The sequence below is a fragment of the Streptomyces lavendulae subsp. lavendulae genome (assembly GCF_002803845.1).
In the GTDB taxonomy this organism is placed as follows: domain Bacteria; phylum Actinomycetota; class Actinomycetes; order Streptomycetales; family Streptomycetaceae; genus Streptomyces; species Streptomyces lavendulae.
On sequence record NZ_CP024985.1, the window covers coordinates 1,749,897 to 1,766,583 of the forward strand.

The 16,687-nt window shown below is 76.4% G+C and carries 16 protein-coding genes; 4 read left to right on the forward strand and 12 right to left on the reverse strand.

The window, feature by feature from the left end:
* Window positions 1–95: 95 nt before the first annotated feature.
* Both SLAV_RS07950 and SLAV_RS07955 read left to right on the forward strand, forming a co-directional pair.
* Window positions 96–872 carry an MBL fold metallo-hydrolase gene (locus SLAV_RS07950; RefSeq protein WP_030234956.1) on the forward strand — a complete coding sequence of 259 codons (777 nt, stop codon included), beginning with the start codon at window positions 96–98 and terminating at the stop codon, window positions 870–872.
* The gene (locus tag SLAV_RS07955; protein WP_234333748.1) at window positions 869–1,564 is read left to right on the forward strand and encodes a DedA family protein; all 696 of its coding nucleotides are present in this window, start codon (window positions 869–871) and stop codon (window positions 1,562–1,564) included. Before SLAV_RS07950 ends, SLAV_RS07955 begins: the two co-directional genes overlap by 4 nt.
* A gap of 67 nt (window positions 1,565–1,631) precedes the next feature.
* Here the strand turns inward: SLAV_RS07955 and SLAV_RS07960 are convergent, their stop codons facing one another.
* From SLAV_RS07960 to SLAV_RS07980, 5 genes are all read right to left on the reverse strand, one after another.
* A complete protein-coding gene (locus SLAV_RS07960; protein WP_030234961.1) occupies window positions 1,632–3,044 on the reverse strand; it encodes an amidase in 1,413 nt (470 codons plus the stop codon).
* A gap of 94 nt (window positions 3,045–3,138) precedes the next feature.
* Window positions 3,139–3,807: a formylglycine-generating enzyme family protein gene (locus SLAV_RS07965; RefSeq protein WP_030234964.1), complete on the reverse strand. Its 669-nt coding sequence runs from the start codon at window positions 3,805–3,807 to the stop codon at window positions 3,139–3,141.
* 2 nt (window positions 3,808–3,809) lie between these two features.
* Window positions 3,810–5,009 carry an MBL fold metallo-hydrolase gene (locus SLAV_RS07970; RefSeq protein ID WP_078950492.1) on the reverse strand — a complete coding sequence of 400 codons (1,200 nt, stop codon included), beginning with the start codon at window positions 5,007–5,009 and terminating at the stop codon, window positions 3,810–3,812.
* A gap of 42 nt (window positions 5,010–5,051) precedes the next feature.
* A complete protein-coding gene (locus SLAV_RS07975) occupies window positions 5,052–6,302 on the reverse strand; it encodes an aminotransferase class I/II-fold pyridoxal phosphate-dependent enzyme (RefSeq protein ID WP_051841200.1) in 1,251 nt (416 codons plus the stop codon).
* Between the two features lie 117 nt (window positions 6,303–6,419).
* Window positions 6,420–6,992 carry a TIGR03086 family metal-binding protein gene (locus SLAV_RS07980; protein ID WP_030234972.1) on the reverse strand — a complete coding sequence of 191 codons (573 nt, stop codon included), beginning with the start codon at window positions 6,990–6,992 and terminating at the stop codon, window positions 6,420–6,422.
* Between the two features lie 198 nt (window positions 6,993–7,190).
* On the opposite strand from SLAV_RS07980, the gene SLAV_RS07985 reads away from it, so the two are divergent.
* On the forward strand, window positions 7,191–8,024 hold the full coding sequence (locus SLAV_RS07985) for a methyltransferase domain-containing protein (protein WP_030234975.1): 834 nt from the start codon (window positions 7,191–7,193) through the stop codon (window positions 8,022–8,024).
* A 36-nt stretch (window positions 8,025–8,060) separates the two neighbouring features.
* Here the strand turns inward: SLAV_RS07985 and SLAV_RS07990 are convergent, their stop codons facing one another.
* Window positions 8,061–10,028: a DUF5107 domain-containing protein gene (locus SLAV_RS07990; protein WP_030234976.1), complete on the reverse strand. Its 1,968-nt coding sequence runs from the start codon at window positions 10,026–10,028 to the stop codon at window positions 8,061–8,063.
* A gap of 64 nt (window positions 10,029–10,092) precedes the next feature.
* The gene (locus SLAV_RS07995; protein WP_030234979.1) at window positions 10,093–10,686 is read right to left on the reverse strand and encodes a GNAT family N-acetyltransferase; all 594 of its coding nucleotides are present in this window, start codon (window positions 10,684–10,686) and stop codon (window positions 10,093–10,095) included.
* Window positions 10,687–10,720: 34 nt separating this feature from the next.
* On the opposite strand from SLAV_RS07995, the gene SLAV_RS08000 reads away from it, so the two are divergent.
* Window positions 10,721–11,473 carry a hypothetical protein gene (locus tag SLAV_RS08000; RefSeq protein ID WP_234333750.1) on the forward strand — a complete coding sequence of 251 codons (753 nt, stop codon included), beginning with the start codon at window positions 10,721–10,723 and terminating at the stop codon, window positions 11,471–11,473.
* 19 nt (window positions 11,474–11,492) lie between these two features.
* Here SLAV_RS08000 and SLAV_RS08005 read toward each other — a convergent pair whose 3' ends face one another.
* From SLAV_RS08005 to SLAV_RS08025, 5 genes are all read right to left on the reverse strand, one after another.
* Window positions 11,493–11,729, reverse strand: coding sequence for a lipopolysaccharide assembly protein LapA domain-containing protein (locus SLAV_RS08005; RefSeq protein WP_030234984.1), 237 nt, complete (start codon window positions 11,727–11,729; stop codon window positions 11,493–11,495).
* A 33-nt stretch (window positions 11,730–11,762) separates the two neighbouring features.
* Window positions 11,763–13,754: a prolyl oligopeptidase family serine peptidase gene (locus SLAV_RS08010; RefSeq protein WP_100660811.1), complete on the reverse strand. Its 1,992-nt coding sequence runs from the start codon at window positions 13,752–13,754 to the stop codon at window positions 11,763–11,765.
* A 13-nt stretch (window positions 13,755–13,767) separates the two neighbouring features.
* The gene (locus tag SLAV_RS08015; RefSeq protein WP_030234989.1) at window positions 13,768–15,111 is read right to left on the reverse strand and encodes a M20/M25/M40 family metallo-hydrolase; all 1,344 of its coding nucleotides are present in this window, start codon (window positions 15,109–15,111) and stop codon (window positions 13,768–13,770) included.
* Between the two features lies 1 nt (window position 15,112).
* On the reverse strand, window positions 15,113–15,946 hold the full coding sequence (locus SLAV_RS08020; protein WP_030234993.1) for a M55 family metallopeptidase: 834 nt from the start codon (window positions 15,944–15,946) through the stop codon (window positions 15,113–15,115).
* Window positions 15,947–16,123: 177 nt separating this feature from the next.
* Complete coding sequence (locus SLAV_RS08025; protein WP_030234995.1) at window positions 16,124–16,567, reverse strand: SRPBCC family protein; 444 nt, start codon at window positions 16,565–16,567, stop codon at window positions 16,124–16,126.
* Window positions 16,568–16,687 lie beyond the last annotated feature (120 nt).

Sequence of the window (16,687 nt, forward strand, 5' to 3'; positions counted from 1 at the left end):
TCGGGTTCCGGTTGTCCGCGACCGCCTTGCGCGCGGATCGGCGGGGGAAGACCTACGCTCGGTGGACCGCGGGGGCCGAGGGAGGGAGTGCCGGGGTGCCGGTGGAGATCACCTGGTGGGGTCATGCCACGTGCACGGTACGGGATTCGGGGGTGCGGGTGCTGACCGACCCGTTGTTCGCCCGGCGGTTCGCGCACCTGCGGCGGCGCCGCGGTGCGGTGCCCCCGCCGGAGGCGGCGGAGGCGGACGTGGTGCTGGTGTCGCACCTGCACGCCGACCACCTGCACCTGCCGTCGCTGGCCCGGCTGCCGGTGGGCAGCCGGCTGGTGGTGCCGCGCGGGGCGGGCCGGGCGGTGCCGGGGCTGGCCCGGCTGGCGCGGATCCGCCGGCTGGCGGTGACGGAGGTGGCTCCGGGGGACGAGGTCGCGGTGCGGGAGGGTGTACGGGTACGGGCCGTCAGCGCCCGGCACGACGGGCGGCGGCTGCCGTTCGGACCGCAGCGGGCGCCGGCCCTGGGGTACGTGGTCCAGGGCGCGGCCCGCACGTACTTCGCCGGGGACACCGGGCTGTTCGAGGCCATGGCCGAGGAGGTCGGGCCGGTGGACGTGGCCCTTTTGCCGGTCGGTGGCTGGGGGCCCTACCTGGGGCCGGGGCACCTGGATCCGGAGCGGGCGGCGCGGGCGGCGGCGCTGCTGGGGCCGACGGCGGCGGTGCCGGTCCACTACGGGACGTACTGGCCGATCGGCATGGACGCGGTGCGGCCGCACGAGTTCCACTCGCCGGGCGAGGAGTTCGCCCGGTGCGCGCTGCGGCTCGCGCCGGAGGTGGCCGTACGGGTCCCCGGGCACGGGGAGCGGGTGCGGCTGCCGTGACGCCGTGGTGGGTGGCGGCGGAGGTGGTCGGCCGGGTGACGCCGGAGACCACGCAGCGGGCGGTGGGATATCCGGCGCTGTTCGTGCTGGTGGCCCTGGGGGCGCTGGTGCCGGTGGTTCCGACGGGGGCGCTGGTGAGTTCGGCGGCCGTGGTGGCCTTCCATCAGCAGTCGCTGCCGTTCGGGGTGCTGGGGGTGTTCGCGGTGGCGTCGGTGGCGGCCTTCTGCGGTGACGTGGCCCTGTACTGGCTCGGGCAGCGGGGGGTGCGGTCGCGGGGCGGCTCGCGGGGGCTGGAGTCCCTGCGGGGGCGGGCCACGCCGGAGCGGCTGGAGCGGGCGCAGGCCCGGCTGGACGAGCACGGGGTGCTGGTCCTGGTGCTGTCGCGGCTGGTCCCGGCGGGGCGGATCCCGGTGATGCTGGCCTGTCTGCTGGGCGGGGTGCCGCTGCGCCGGTTCGTGCGGGGGGACGCACCGGCGTGTCTGGCCTGGGCGGCGACGTACGCGCTGATCGGGATCGTGGGCGGCTCGCTGTTCTCCGAGCCGTGGAAGGGCGTGGTCCTGGCGGTGCTCCTGACACTGCTGATCAGCGCGGTCCCGGCGCTATGGCGCCGACTGCGACCCGAGGAACCGTACGGACCGGGCCGGGACAACGGCCCGGACGGAACGGACCCGGCGGGCCCGGCGGGCCCGTGAGCCCGGGCGGGCCGGTGGGGCACGGCTGCTCCGGCGGCGGGGCCCGGCCGGGGTCGCTGTGGGGTTGTCAGAGGGCCAGGCCGGGGATGCGGTGGGCCCAGGGGCGGGCGGCTTCGAGTTGGGCGCAGACCTGGAGGAGGGTCGCCTCGTCGTGCTGCCGGCCCACCAGCTGGACGGCGAGCGGCAGTCCGTCCGTCCCGAAGCCGGCCGGGAGGGAGGCGGCGGGGTTGCCGGTGACGTTCCACAGGGCCGTGTAGGCGATCATCGGGAGGGAGCGCAGCATCGCCCCGGCCAGGCCCGCCCCGTCCAGGGCGCCCACCCGCCGGGGGCGCCGGGCGAGCGTCGGGGTGAGCAGCAGGTCGGCGCGGTCGAAGACGCGGTTGGCCCGTACCGCCATCCGCTCCCCCGCGCGCACGGCCCGTTCCACGGCCGCCTCGGGTACCAGCCGGGCGAGCCGCAGGGTCTGCCGGGTGCGGCGTTCGAGCAGTTCGGGCCGGTCGGCGGTGCGGGCCTCCGCGCGGACGCCCCCGCAGAACTGCGGCAGGAACGCCGCCGTGGTGTCGGGGTAGCGGGGGTCGACCTCCCGTACGTCGTGGCCCAGTTCGCGCAGGGCCGTCACCGTCCGCCGCAGGGCCGCCACGTGTTCGGGGTGGGGGCGCACGCCGGGTACCGCGGGGGTGGCCGACCAGCCGATCCGCAGCCGGCCGGGCTCGGTGGAGGCCGCCCGCACGAAGCTCGTCGGGGCGGGCCGGGCCGCCCAGCGGTCGCCGGGGGCCGGGCCGTCGAGGACGTCGTAGAGCAGGGCGCTGTCGAGCACGGAGCGGGTGAGCGGTCCGATGGTGCCCAGGGCGTACCAGAGGTGGGGGTGCGGGGCCGTGGAGACGCGGCCCCGCTGCGGTTTGAGGGCGAAGAGCCCGCAGCAGGCGGCCGGGATGCGCAGGGATCCGCCGCCGTCCCCGCCGAGCGCGGCGCCGGCCAGTCCGGCGGCGACGGCGGCGGCGCTGCCCCCGCTGGAGCCGCCGGTGGTGCGGGCGGTGTCCCAGGGGTTGCGGGCGTAGCCGTGCGCGGCCGACTCGGTGAACGGCCACTGGCCGTACTCCGGCATCGCCGTCTTGCCGATGATCACGGCGCCGGCCGCCCGCAGCCTGCGGACCGCCTCGGAGTCCCGGGCGGCCGGGACGCGGTGGGCCGCGCCGCCGAACGTGGTGACCTCACCGGCGACGTCGAGCTCGTCCTTGACGGCGACGGGCACCCCGAGCAGGGGCAGGTCCCCCTCGCCGGCCGCGCGGGCCGCGTCGCGGGCGTCGGCCTCGGCGAGGGCCGGTCCGGCGAGGACCGCGCGGAACGCCCCGAGCCGGGGGTCCAGGCGTTCGGTCCGCCGGAGCGCGGCCTCGGTCAGCGCCCGCGCGGTGACCTTCCCGGACCGTACGAGGTCGGCCTGCCGGGCCGCCCCCAGGAACAGCAGTTCGCCGTCGTCCACGTACGCGCCCCTCACGGTGATGTGTGCCGGAACCGGCACGGTATGCCAGGCGGGGCCGGGTGCGACAGGGGGCGACGGGGACGGCGCCGCGGTGTCAGGGCGCGCCGGAGCGGGCGAGGCGGAAGCCGACGTCGTCGACGCGGAAGGCGGGGTGGCTGCGGCGGCGGGCCGAGGCGCGGCAGCTCCAGTGCTCGTCGAACCAGCCGCCGCCGCGCAGCACCCGGTAGGTGCCGTAGACCTCGGGGTCGTAGACGTCCCAGCACCAGTCCCAGACGTTGCCGAGCATGTCGTGCAGGCCCCACGCGTTGGGGAGCTTGCCGCCCGCCTCGCGGAGGGTCCCGTCCGAGTTGCCGCGGTACCAGGCGATGTCGTCGAGGGGGCCGTAGCGCGGGCCGTCGGTGCCGGCGCGGCAGGCGTGTTCCCATTCGGCCTCGGTGGGCAGCCGGTAGCCGTCGGCGGAGGTGTCCCAGGCGGCGCTCTCGCCGTCGAGGCGGTAGGCGGGGGCGAGGCCCTCGTGCAGGGAGAGGGCGTTGCAGAAGCGGACCGCGTCCCACCAGGAGACGCCCTCGACGGGCAGCCGGTCCCCGTGGACGGTGCTCGGGCGCAGACCGGTGACCTGCGCGTACAGCCCCTGGGTGACGGGGAGGGCGGAGAGCCGGCAGGGTTCGAGGGCGACCTGCCAGCTCTGCTGCGTGCGCCGGTCGGACAGGGTCACCCGCCCGGCGGGGATGGAGATCATCGTGAGGTCCGTACCGAGGTCCATGATCAGGTGATCCTATCGGTACGGCCCCCAACCGGTCCGTCCGCGAAGGCTGTTGGGCCCGGGAGCGGCGGATCCGGGGCGGGGGACGGGGCGCCGAGGGTGCGGGAGCCGCCGATGGGGAGGTCCCAGAGGTCCTGGCGGGGCAGGCCCGCGCGGGCCCAGGCGGCGCGGGCGCGGTGCAGGGGTTCCATGACGGGTTCCGCGGAGAGGACGAAGGTGGCCCAGTGCATCGGGGCCATCCGTCGGGCCCCGAGGTCGAGGCAGGCCCGGACGGCCTCCTCCGGGTCGGTGTGCACGTCGCGCAGCCACCAGCGCGGGGCGTAGGCCCCGATGGGCAGGAGCGCGAGGTCGATCCCGGGGTGGCGTCGGCCGATCTCGGCGAACCAGTGGCCGTAGCCGGTGTCCCCGGCGAAGTAGACCTTCCGGCCGGCGGCCGTGTCGGTCAGCACCCAGCCGCCCCACAGGGTGCGGCAGGTGTCCAGCAGCGAGCGCCGGGACCAGTGGTGGGCGGGGACGAAGTCGAAGCGTACGCCGCCCAGTTCGGCGGACTCCCACCAGTCGAGCTCGGTCACCCGGGTGAAGCCCCGGCGGCGGCACCAGCGGGCGAGGCCGGCCGGGACGAACAGGGCGGTGTCGCGGGGCAGCCGCTTGAGGGTGGGGGCGTCGAGGTGGTCGTAGTGGTTGTGGCTGATCACCACCGCGTCGACGGGAGGCAGTTCCTCCCAGCGGACCCCGACGGGGGTCATCCGGGCCGGGGTTCCCAGGATCCGCCGGGACCAGACGGGGTCGGTGAGCACGGTCAGCCCGCCGGTCCGCAGCACCCAGCTGGCGTGGCCGGCCCAGGTGACGCAGACGGCGCCGGGGGTGGCGGCGGGCAGCGGGGCGGGCTCGTACGGCAGGTCGGGGATGCCGCGCAGCCCGTCGGGGCCGGGACGGAAGGCGCCCTCGCGGGCCAGCCGGGCGAAGGCCCGGACACCGGGGAGCGGGGTCGTCAGCCGGTCCGCGAACGAACGCGGCCACGTCCGTGGCCGACCGGCCGCCCGGACCACGGCACCGCCCGTCGTCCCGAAGCCGGGCGGGGCGGGGGCCGCGGAGGCGGCGGGGGCGGGCGGGGGCGCGGCAGCGGCCGCGACGGGCGGGAGCGCGGACGTGGGCAGGGGTGTGGGGGTGGGTGGCGCGGGGGCTTCCGTCTGGTCCCTCATCGGGGAGTCTCCGTTCAGCGCGACCGGTTCGGGCGGGGAAGGTCAGTCGGCCAGCCCGGCGAGCACCGAGCCGAGCCGGTCCAGCGCACCCCGGACGTGCGGCAGCCCCAGCGGATCGCGGGCTCCGAGCGTGGCGAGCCGTTCCTCCGGGGTGGCCCCCAGCAGCGGCCCCGTCGACAGCCGCACGCGCAGCGCGCCCAGGTCGTCCGCGAACCGCTGCCCGCCGGGGGTCGGCGCGCCCAGCCGGGCGCCGAACCAGTCCTCCAGCTCCATCGCGTCGCCCACCCCCTGCCGGGCCAGCCCGGCGCGCAGCGGGTTCAGGTCCGCGTACAGGTGCCGCCCGGCCTGCGGCGGGCGGGCGAGCGCCCCGACGGCCAGCAGTTCCCGGTGCGCGGCGGCGGCGACCGCACCGTGCAGCACGGCGGCCGCGTACGCCCGCCCGGCGACGGCGTCGGGTTCGTCGAGCGCGTGCGCGGCGGCTCCCGCGACGGGCCCGGCGACGAGCGCCCCGGTGGCCGTGAGGACGTCGAGGGTGCGGGCCCTGAGCCAGGTGCCCCGCGAGGTGCCGGGGAAGCGGAGCACGGCGGCGGGCCAGCCGGGCGGCAGCAGGGATCCGGCCAGGTCCACCAGGACGGCGGCCTGTTCGGGGAGCATCTCGGCGGGGCTCAGCACCAGGGTGTCGTACGGCCGGTGCACGGTGTCGCGCCAGCTCTCGTCGCTGACCACGAACAGCCCGGCCGACTCCGCCGCCTCACAGGCCTCCCGCAGCATCTCGGGCGGCGGCACCGTCGCGGTGGGGTCGTCGGCCACCGACAGCAGCAGGACGCGCGGGTCGCCGCCCTCGGCCCGGACCCGCCGGACGGTCTCCAGCAGCGCGTAGGGGTCGGGGATGCCGCCGCACTCCGCCGGGGTGGGCACGTGGTAGGCCCGGCGTCCCAGCAGCCGGACCTGTGGCGTCCACCAGGCGGGACAGGGCCTGGGCAGCATGACGTCGCCGCCGTACGCGGCGAGCAGGGCCAGCAGCAGGGCGGGGGCGCCCGGCCCTGCGGCCACGTTCTCGGGGGCGGTGGCGAGCCCGCGCCGGGCCCAGTGCCGGCAGGCCGCCTCGTGGACGGCCTCACCGCCGCCCGGGGGTTCGGGGGCGGCCCGCCCGGCGGCGTCCGCGAGCACGGCGGTCAGCTCCGGCAGGACGGGCAGGCCGGGCTGAGGCGCGGGCGGGCCGTAGCGGACCGGACCGCGTCCCCGCGCGGCCGAGCGCCAGTCCCCCGACACTCCGGCCGGCCCGTCCGCCATCCCCACCACGTGTCCGCCTCCCGCCGCTGCCACCGCCACCACTGCCGTCGCCGCTGAACGATCAACCCTGACCTTTATACGATTATTCGTCCCGCTGTGCCCGCCGGCCGCGCGCCCTCAGCCGCGCCTCCCGGTCATGGCCAGCAGCCGGGTCTGCGCGTCCGCCCCGGCGGGTACGTCCAGCGGCGCGGCGAACATGCCGCTCGCCGCGAGGCTGTCCACGTAGGGCATGACCTCCTTGATGGCGAACTCCACCAGCCCGTCCGGCAGCCGGTCGTCGGCGCCGATCGCCCGCGCGAGGTCCCAGGTGTGCACGACGCAGTCGGTGGTCAGCTCCGAGCAGTACGCGGACCCGCGCGTGGGCCCGTACGAGAGCGCGACGGTCCGCTCCAGCGCACCGGGCGCGGCGAAGGCGGCGAGCGCAGCGGCCGCCGCCCGGTCCCAGGCGGCCACCGGGTCCGCGCCGAGCAGGTCCCCGTCGAGCCCGTCGCCGACCTCCGCGACCGTGCGGCCCTCGGTGAGCAGGGGCGGGATCCAGCGCTGTTCGCCGGTGACGTGGTTGACCAGGTCCCGCACGCTCCATTCGGTGCAGGGGGTCGGCGCGTCCCACTGGGCGTCCGCGACCTCGCGCACGCGCTCGCCGAACAGCCGCAGCGCCGCGGCGTGCTGTTCGAGCAGCGTCTCCGGCATCGGTCTCACCGTCCTCCGCGGTCGGGTCCCCCCTGGGGCCCACTGTCCTCGCCCCTGCCTTTCCCTGCCACCGACCCGCCCAATCCCCATGGAACACAAGGACCGTGTCCACATGTCAAAACACAGATCTCACATGCCGACCGAGCGGCTACCGTGATCACCACGCTTCGACGACCTTCGACGACGAGGAGTGCCGCCATGAACGCCCCGCACGAAACCCCCCGCGAGAACGCCGTCTACACGCACGGCCACCACGAGTCGGTCCTGCGCTCCCACCGCTGGCGCACGGCGGCCAACTCGGCGGCCTACCTGATCCCCGAACTGCGTCCGGGCATGCGCCTGCTGGACGTGGGCTGCGGACCGGGCACCATCACGGCGGACCTGGCACGGCTGGTGGCCCCGGGCGGCCGGGTCACGGCGGTCGACGCGGCGGCGGACGTCCTGGAGCAGGCGGACGCCCACGTGCGCGAACACGCGCCGGACGCGGTCGTCGACTTCGCCGTCGCGGACGTCCACGCGCTGGGCTTCCCCGACGACTCCTTCGACGTCGTCCACGCCCACCAGGTGCTGCAGCACGTCGGCGATCCGGTACGGGCCCTGCGCGAGATGCGGCGGGTCTGCCGCCCCGGCGGGATCGTGGCCGTGCGGGACGCCGACTACGCGGCGATGACCTGGTACCCGGCCTCCCCGGTCCTGGACGAATGGCAGGCCCTGTACCGCCGGGTCGCCCGCGCCAACGGCGGGGAACCGGACGCCGGGCGGCGGCTGCGCGCCTGGGCCCGGGAGGCGGGCTTCACGGACGTGACCTGCTCGGCCACGGCCTGGTGCTACGCGACGCCGGAGGAGACCACCTGGTGGTCGGCGCTGTGGGCGGACCGTACGACGGCCTCCGCCTACGCGGACATCGCCGTCCGGGGCGGCCACGCCACGCCCGCCGGCCTGGACTCCATCGCCGGGGCCTGGCACGCCTGGGGAGCCCACCCCGACGCCTGGTTCTCCGTCCTGAACGGCGAACTGCTGTGCCGGGTCTGACGGGCCCCGCACCGGCCCCGCCGCGGCCCCCGGGCGCTACCCCTGGGGACGCATGCGGAAGTCGTAGGCCGCGGGCAGCGGGGCGTCCGTGAGGGTGGACCAGATCTCGGAGAGGGTCTCCTCCCCCTCCCGCAGGTCGGGGAGTTCGAAGCCGTCCTCGAAGACCCGGCGGGCGGCGCCCACGTGCCCCTCGGCCGCCAGCAGCCGCGCCGCGAGCAGCCGGAAGCGCCCCTGCTCGCGCAGCACGGGCCGCAGCCGGTCCCAGACCGCGCGGGCCGCCGCCAGGCGTCCGGCGGCGAGCAGCGCGGTCATCGCCTCCCGCCCCAGCGCGGACTCGGCGGCCTCCCACCGCTCGCCGCCCCGGCTCTCCCCCGCCAGGTCCTCGAAGGCCTCCGCGTACCGGTCGGCGGACCGTTCCCGGTCCCCGGCCAGCGCGTCGGCCACGGCGAGGGCGCGCAGCAGCGGCCAGCGGGAGGGCGCCAGCGCCAGCCCGCGTTCCCAGCTGCGCACGGCCTGCGCGGTGTCGCCCGCGTGCCACTGGGCCACGCCCAGGTGGTACTCGGTCAGCGGGTCGGCCGGGGCGGTCTCCAGCATGTCCCGCCAGTGCGGGGCGACCAGCGCCGCCCCCGGCGGCACCACCTTGCGCGGGGTGGGGAACACCCCGCTGCGCCACAGCTCCAGCCAGGGCCGCTGTTCCTCCCCCAGGGTGGACTCGGGGAAGGGGGTGCCGGGGAGCTTGAAGCCCCCGCACAGCACCTCCAGCGCGCCCCAGCCGGAGCCTTCGGCCAGCCGCTCCCCCGGTTCGGTGTCGGCGTGCCCGCGCCACGCCCGGTGGGCGGCCTCCAGCGCCTCGGCCGGCAGCGCGGCGTCGAGGGCCGCCGAGGCCGCGCCGCGCGCCGCCGCCCAGTCGGCGCCGTGGACCGCCGAGGGCTCCGCCGAGAGCGGCCCGTACGCCTCGGTCCAGGCGAACTCCGCCCCGGCCTCCAGCCGTACGTGTTCCAGCTGGGTCCGGGCCAGCCCGGCCTGGATCTCGGCGTAGCCGCCGGTGCCCGGCGCGGTGAGCCATTCCTGCCAGCGCCGGCCGCCCGCGCCCGCGCCCCACACGAACAGCTTGCGGCCGCGCAGCCGCCCGGTGGAGGCCTGCACGAGGCCGTGCCCGTCGGCGTCGAGGGAGGCGATCCAGGGCCGGGCCGCGTCCTGGACCTCGTAGAAGAAGTCCGCCGGGTGGGCGCTGTTCAGCGGGTACGTGCGGTCGGCGTCCTCCCAGCGGGGCACGGGGATCCGGCGCAGCGAGCGCTCGTACCCGAAGTGCCAGGCCTCCTCGGCGGGGGCGAGGACGCGGCGGCCCGGTTCCTCCGGGACGGCGGTGTTGGACCACCAGTACACGGGGACGGGCCGCTCGTGCGGGTTGCGCACGCGGACGCCGACGTGGAGGAAGTCCGAGTCCGCGGGGAGCCACAGGTCCACCTGGAAGGGCAGGTCGCGCAGCCGTTCCCACTCCCACAGCCGCAGCATCGCGCCGCCGTCGGGGGCGGGGACGAGCGCGGCGTGCAGGGGGGCGCAGGACAGGGTGGTGTGTCCGGTGGCGCCGATGTTCCACTCGATGCCGCCGGAGAACCAGGCACCGTTGAGGGCGAAGTTGGCGGGCTGGAACACCGGGTTGCGATAGAGGAGTTCGCGTCCGGTGGGGAGGTGGACGAGGGAGTGGACCCGCCCGCCCAGCCCCGGCAGCACCGTGGCGCGCAGGCGGCCGTTGTCGAGGACGACCGCCTCGAACTCCCGCTCCGCGCGCTCGCGTCCGTAGCCGTCGCGGACCTGTACCGGCAGCAGGGAGCGCAGCGGTTCGTGGCCGATCTGGCGGGCCATGTCGCGCGGCAGCCCGTGGCGCGACCGCTCGTCCAGCTCGTGCACCCCGTCGGGCGCGCGCAGGGCGGGGAGGGGGTTGTCGGGTCCCAACGGGGCTGCCGGGAGGGTCAGTAGGGCACGTCGGACGGTGGTGGCCATGAGGGAATGGAACACGCCGTCCCGGCCGGTGCACAGGGGTTCCGCGCATCACCACCGGTCAGGATTACGCAAAGGAGCCCGTGGCCGGTCCGGCGGGCCGCGGGGTCGCACACATGTCCGCCGTCACGGCCCAGCGTTCGTGGTCCCGCCAGGCTCCGGCCACGTGGAGGAAGTCCGGCGAGAACCCCTCCAGACGGAAGCCGCGCCCGCGGACCAGGGCGATGGAGGCGGCGTTCCCCGGCTGGACGTTCGCCTCCAGGCGGTGCAGTCCGAGGCCGCCGCCCTCCGGCGGGGCGAAGGCGTGGGCGAGGACCAGGTCGAGGGCCTCGCCGAGGAGCCCGCGGCCGGCGGCGTGCGCGAAGGCCCCGTAGCCCAGGGCCCCGCACCGGAAGGCGCCGAGGACGATGTTGTTGATGTTGACGAAGCCCGCGAGGGCCCCGGTGGTGCGTTCGCGGACGAGGAATCCGGCCCGTCCCTCGCCCCCGGCCAGCCGGGCGGCGTAGGGCTCGTACTCCTCCTGCGTGGTGGGCGGGAACAGCCAGGGGGCGTGCAGGGCGCGGCTCTCCCGGGCGCGGGCGGTGAACTCGGGCCCGTCGGCGGGGCGGTAGTGGCTCAGGCCCACCCTCGGGCCCGTCACGAGGTACGCAGGAAATGACATCGCCCCAGGCTAGGGGGTGTGGCAGCATCCCGCTGTGATCATCACCCCCCGGGATTCCGAGGCCGACGGCACGGCGGCCCTGCTGCTCGCGGCGGCCCGCAACAACGCCGAGTGGGTCGCGGCCGTCTGCCGCGACGGCGCCTTCCGCGGCTCCGTGTGGAGCAGCGCGCGGCGCACCCCGCCGCTCTACCCCGACGCGGTCTCCCTCACCCCGCGGGCCTCGGCGGCGGACGTGGTGGCCGGGATCGACACCGGCTCCCCCGGCTGTTCGGTCAAGGACAGCTTCGCCGTGCTGGACCTGGCCCCGGCCGGCTTCGAGGTGCTGTTCGAGGCCCGGTGGATCCACCGCCCGGCGGGGCCGCCCGGACCGGCGGCCCCGGAGGCCTCGGGAGCCGTGCGGTGGTCCGGGGTCCGGACCGCCGCGGAGCTGGCGGCCTGGGAGGCCGCGTGGGGCGGCGGGGCGGGCACCGGGCTGTTCCATACGGAGCTGCTCGCCCGGGACCTGGTCTTCCTCGCGGGGCGCTCCGGCGGGCGGATCGTGGCGGGGGCCGTCGCGAGCGCCGGGGGCGGTGTCGTCGGCGTGTCCAACCTCTTCACGGCGGACGGGCCGGAGTCCGACCCGGCCGGGGCGGTCGACGCGGCCTGGGCGGCCGTCCTGGGAGCCGTCGCGGCCCGCTGGCCGGGCCTGCCGGTGGTGGGGTACGAGCACGGTGAGGACCTCGACGCCGCCGTGCGCGCCGGGTTCACCCCGATCGGCCCGCTGCGCGTCTGGCTGCACACCGCCTGATCCGCCTGACCCGCCCGGCCTACCGCCTGCGCCGGCGGGCCAGGTAGGCCCCGCAGACGGCGCCCAGCAGGGCCGCGGCCAGCAGGGCCACCCACAGCGGCAGCGTGACCTTGGGGACCAGCACCCGGATCTGCGTCGACTGGGTGTTCTGGAAGATCAGGACCAGGGTGAGGACCACCAGGGCGAGGAAGCCCACGCGGCCGGGCGTGAGCAGTGCGCGGCTCCCGCGGCCGTCCTTCGGTGCGTGGCGGGTCATGGCCCCATGATCGCCCCGCGCCCGCCGCGGGGGTCAGCCGTGCAGGGCCAGACGGGGGACGTCGTCCCGTTCGAAGCCGAAGACCTGCGCGTACAGGGACAGCTCCGCCTCCAGCGCCCGCACCATCGTCTCCGCGCGCCGGAAGCCGTGCCCCTCGACCTCGAAGGCGACGTACTCGTGCGGCACGCCGCGCCCCCGCAGCGCGGCCAGCAGCCGCTCGGCCTGGGCGGGCGGACAGACCGGGTCGTCCAGGCCCTGGAGCAGCACGAAGGGCGCGGCGATCCGGTCGGCGCGGGCCACCGGGGAGCGCTCGCGGCAGCGCACGGCCAGGGTCCGCGGGGGTCCGGCGAGACCGTCCACGTAGCGCGATTCCAGGTCGTGGGTCTCGGCGGCGAAGCCCCGCAGGTCCAGGACGGGGTAGATGATCGCGGCGCAGGCGTACAGGTCCGTGGCGGCGAGCGAGGCCGCCGCGGTCCAGCCGCCCGCGCTGCCGCCGCGGATGGCGAGCCGGCCGGGGTCGGCGGTGCCCTCGGCGGCCAGGGCGCGGGCGACGGCGGCGCAGTCCTCCACGTCGACGACGCCCCACTGCTCGCGCAGCCGCTCCCGGTAGGCACGGCCGTAGCCCGTGGAGCCGCCGTAGTTGACCTCGACGACACCGATGCCGCGCGAGGTGAAGTAGGCGATGTGCAGGTCGAGCACGGGCGGCACGTGGTCGGTGGGGCCGCCGTGCGCCCACACCACGTACGGGGGCAGTTCGTCGGCGGGGGCCCGCCGGGCGGGGTGGTGCGGCGGGTAGACGTGGGCGTGGATCTCCCGGCCGCCGGGGCCGGGGAAGGTCCTGCTCTGCGGTTCCGGGTAGTGGGCGGGGTCTACCGGGTCGGTGGCGGGGGCGCCGACCACCCGGGTGTGGCCGGTCGTGGTGTCGAGCTCGACGACCTCGTAGCCGCTGCGGGGGCTCGCGGCGACCCCGTAGACCCGGGTTCCGCTGACGGCCAGCGCGGGCTGCCAGGCGGTCCAGGGGCCGGCCGCGTCGACCAGGTGGCCGCTCTCCGGGTCGAGGACGCCGAGGACGGCGGCGCCCTGGCCGTGCAGGACGGCGATCAGCCTGTCGGGCAGCGGGGCGAGCCAGCTCAGTCCGGGCTTCCACAGCGCGCCGCCGAACTCCTCCTCGCGGGGGCAGAGGTTGACGGCCGCTCCGCCGTGCGGGTCCACCCGGTACGGGTTCCACCAGCCGCTGCGGTCGCTCACCGCGAGCAGCGTTCCGTCGGCCGCCCACGCCACCTGGGCCACGGCCTCCTCGGGGCCGCCGAGGACGGTGCGGGGGGCGGTGAGGGTGCCGTCGGGGGTGATGTCGGCGAGCTGGAGTTCGGTGCCGTCCCAGGGCATCCGGGGGTGGTCCCACACCAGCCAGGCCGCCCGCCGCCCGTCCGGGGAGATCTTGGGGCCGGTCCGGAAGCGGTGGCGGTCGTCGGTGAGCTCCCGTACGGCGGCCCGGTCGTCGGCGGCCGATCCGTCGAGCGGGACGGCGGCCGTGACCCGGCGGACGTCGGCGGGCGCGGGGCCGGTGAACTCCTCCAGCACGCACCAGACCTCGGCGCCCCGCAGCACCGGGTCGGCCCAGCGCAGGCCGCCGCCGACCGGGGAGAGGGGGGTGAGGGGACGGGGGTCCGGACCGCCGGGCGCGTCGGGCTCGTACGCGTACATCCGCTGGTCGGCGTGGTGGACGAACACCACGAGCGGGCCCCCCGCGGGGCGTGGGGCGCCCGCCCAGGGCAGGCCCCCGTACTCGGTGAGGCGGCTGCGCACGTTCCACGGCGCGGGCAGCACCGAGCGGGCGGGGCGGCCGTCGGCGGGCCGGCGCACCAGGGTCCGGCGGCCGCCCTCGCCGGGGCGGGGCTCGGTCCACCACACCTCGTCGCCGACGGTCCCCAGGTACTCGGGGCGGCCGTCGTGGGCTGCGGCGAGCGCGGCGTCGATCGGCGAGGGCCAGCTGCCGTAGGGGCCGTCGGAGGCGGGCGGAGCCATCAGCGGGCGCCCCTCACAGGGTCCGCAGCGCACGGTCGAGGACGCGGACGCCGAAGTGGAGGGCGTCGACGGGGACCCGCTCGTCGACGCCGTGGAAGAGGGCCCAGTAGTCGAAACCGGGCGGCAGCTTGAGCGGGGAGAAGCCGTAGCCGGTGATGCCGAGCCGGGAGAACTGTTTGGCGTCGGTGCCGCCGGCCATGCAGAAGGGGACCACGTGCCCGTCGGGGTCGAAGTGTTCGACGGCCTCGCGCAGGATCCCGTAGGTCCGTCCGTCCACGGGGGCTTCGAGGGCGACCTCCCGGTGGCGGAACTCCCAGTCGACGTGGGGCCCGGTGAGGACGTCGAGGGTGGCGGCGAACTCGGCTTCGCCGCCGGGCAGCGTACGCCCGTCGATGTACGCGGTGGCGCGTCCGGGAACGACGTTCAGCTTGTAACCGGCTTCCAGCATCGTCGGGTTGGCGCTGTTGCGGACGGTGGCCTCCACCAGGAGGGCGGCCGGTCCCAGCTTGCCGAGGACGGCGTCGAGGTCGAAGCCGGGGGCGCGGGGATCCACCGACAGGCCCTGGAGGGAGGCGAGTTCGGTGATGCAGGCGGCGACCGTGCCGGTGAGCCGGACCGGCCACTCGTGTTCGCCGATGCGGGCGACGGCGGCGGCGAGCCGGGTGACGGCGTTGGCCCTGTTGGGCTTGGAGCCGTGTCCGGTGGTGCCGTGCGCGGTCAGCTTCAGCCAGGCGGTGCCGCGCTCACCGGCCGCGATGGGGTAGAGGGACCGGCCCGGCCCGGTGTGCAGGGTGAAGGCCCCGGACTCGCTGATGCCCTCCGTGCACCCCTCGAAGAGGTGCGGGTGCTGGTCGGCGAGGAAACCCGACCCGTCGACGGCGCTGTCCTCCTCGTCGGCCGTGTAGGCGATCACGATGTCCCGGCGCGGCCGTACGCCCAGGCGCGCCCAGGCCCGTACGACGGCCAGCACCATCGCGTCCATGTTCTTCATGTCGACGGCCCCGCGGCCCCAGACCACACCGTCGCGGACCTCCCCGGAGAAGGGGTCCACGCTCCAGTCGGCGGCCTCGGCGGGGACCACGTCGAGGTGGCCGTGGACGAGGAGGGCGGGCGCGGTGGGGTCGGTGCCCTCGACACGGGCCACCACGTTGGTCCGGCCAGGGGTGCGTTCGAGCAGGGCCGGCTCCGTTCCGGCGGCGGCGAGGCGTTCGGCGACGTACTCGGCGGCGGGCCGCTCGCGGCAGTCGCCGCCGCCCCGGTTGCCGGTGTCGATCCGGATCAGGTCGGAGGTGAAGGCGACGACCTCCTCGAAGGCCGCCGCGTCGAGCGTGCCGTTTTCGCCGTCCACCCATCGCATGTCAGCCATACTGCTCCTCCACGGCCGCGGAGACGACCGTCGTGACGGCTTTGAAGGTCCGGATCCCCTCGTACATGGTCCCACTGGTGTAGGCGATCCGGCGTTCGGCGCAGCGTTCGACCCCGGGCACCACGGTGGCGGCCATCGACAGGTGTTCGGCGTCGAACTCCACCTCGACCGCGAACGGGCCGCCGCGCACGGGCTCGTACCGGACGGCGAGCGGGACCGCCTCGGCGGCGGCGGCCCGGATGTCGGCGGCGGTGCGGGCGGGGGTGCGGCAGACGGCGGCGTAGCGCGAGACGTGGTCCTTGACGGCGACGGTGCGCGCGTCGGGGGCGTAGGCGGCGGCGTCGGCGCAGGTGAGGTCGTCGCCGGTGACCAGGATGACGGGGACCCCGTACTCGGCGACGACGTGGGCGTTGAGCAGTCCCTCGCTGGCGCGCAGGCCGTTGAGCCAGACGCCGGTGATGGAGTTGGCGAGGTAGGTGTGGGCGAGGACGCCCTCGGCGCCGGCGCCCGTGTGGTAGCCGACGAAGGCGACGCCGTCGACGTCCCCGTGCTGCACGCCTTCGACCATGGAGAGGGACTTGTGGCGGCCGGTGAGCATCTCGGCGCGGGCGTCGAGCCGCTCCAGCAGCAGGTTGCGCATGGTCCAGTGGGCCTCGTTGACGAGGACCCGGTCGGCGCCCCCGTCGTAGAGGCCGAGCACGGCGGCGTTCACATCGGAGGTGAACATCGCGCGGCAGCGCTCCCACTGGGCGGTCCCGGGCAGTACGTCGGCGGGCCAGGTGACGCCGGTGGCGCCTTCCATGTCGGCGGAGATGAGGATCTTCATCGTGCCCCCGGTGGGTCGGGTCGCGGAAGGCCCCACCCTAGCCGCCGGGGCCCCTCCGGTCCCGGGGGCCACGCCCGGGGGCGCGGCGGCGGCCCGGGTCCCGGGCGGCTCACCGCGGCGGGGAAAACCACCCGAACCGGTGAGCCGCTCGCGGGGGCGTGGCGGCAACGGCCTTGCTCAGGACTCGACTTCCTTCGCGAGGTTCGCGAGGACGGTGTCGTAGATGCGGCCGAGGCCCTTGGGCGCGAAGGTGCGCTCGAAGAAGCCGCCGATGCCGCCCGCGCCGTTCCAGACGGTGCTGACCACGGCCTTCGACTTGCCCTCGCCCGCGGGGGTCACGGTCCAGGTGGTGACCATGGAGGAGTTGCGGTCCTTCTCCACGAGCTGGCCGTCGGTGGGCTCGGTGACCTCCAGCAGGCAGTCCCGTACGCGCTTGCTGGTGGCCTGGAGCTTCCAGTGGACCAGGGTGCCCTCGCCGTCGCCGCCCTCGCGGACCTCGTACTCGCTGAAGTGCTCGGGGAGCAGCTTGGAGCGGCTGCCGGTGTAGTCCGCGAGCGTGTCGAACACGGTCTCCGCGTCGGCCCCGATGATGCGCTCCGTGGTGGCCTCGACCTGCCCCATACCTGTTCCTCCAGCAATCGTTCTCGCTCGTCGGCGGCAAGCCAACCACCTCCGGGGCGGGCGCCCAAATCCGGGGTCCGGGAGACCGGGGCCCCCGGGGCGAGCCCCGTGACACCCGGG

What these genes read in the sequence shown, in the direction of transcription:
- SLAV_RS07965 (WP_030234964.1), bottom strand. Translation starts at nt 3,807, where the DNA reads ATGGACCTCGGTACGGACCTCACGATGATCTCCATCCCCGCCGGGCGG.
- SLAV_RS07970 (WP_078950492.1), bottom strand. Translation starts at nt 5,009, where the DNA reads ATGAGGGACCAGACGGAAGCCCCCGCGCCACCCACCCCCACACCCCTG.
- SLAV_RS07975 (WP_051841200.1), bottom strand. Translation starts at nt 6,302, where the DNA reads ATGGCGGACGGGCCGGCCGGAGTGTCGGGGGACTGGCGCTCGGCCGCG.
- SLAV_RS07980 (WP_030234972.1), bottom strand. Translation starts at nt 6,992, where the DNA reads ATGCCGGAGACGCTGCTCGAACAGCACGCCGCGGCGCTGCGGCTGTTC.
- SLAV_RS07985 (WP_030234975.1), top strand. Translation starts at nt 7,191, where the DNA reads ATGAACGCCCCGCACGAAACCCCCCGCGAGAACGCCGTCTACACGCAC.
- SLAV_RS07990 (WP_030234976.1), bottom strand. Translation starts at nt 10,028, where the DNA reads ATGGCCACCACCGTCCGACGTGCCCTACTGACCCTCCCGGCAGCCCCG.
- SLAV_RS07995 (WP_030234979.1), bottom strand. Translation starts at nt 10,686, where the DNA reads ATGTCATTTCCTGCGTACCTCGTGACGGGCCCGAGGGTGGGCCTGAGC.
- SLAV_RS08005 (WP_030234984.1), bottom strand. Translation starts at nt 11,729, where the DNA reads ATGACCCGCCACGCACCGAAGGACGGCCGCGGGAGCCGCGCACTGCTC.
- SLAV_RS08010 (WP_100660811.1), bottom strand. Translation starts at nt 13,754, where the DNA reads ATGGCTCCGCCCGCCTCCGACGGCCCCTACGGCAGCTGGCCCTCGCCG.
- SLAV_RS08015 (WP_030234989.1), bottom strand. Translation starts at nt 15,111, where the DNA reads ATGCGATGGGTGGACGGCGAAAACGGCACGCTCGACGCGGCGGCCTTC.
- SLAV_RS08020 (WP_030234993.1), bottom strand. Translation starts at nt 15,946, where the DNA reads ATGAAGATCCTCATCTCCGCCGACATGGAAGGCGCCACCGGCGTCACC.
- SLAV_RS08025 (WP_030234995.1), bottom strand. Translation starts at nt 16,567, where the DNA reads ATGGGGCAGGTCGAGGCCACCACGGAGCGCATCATCGGGGCCGACGCG.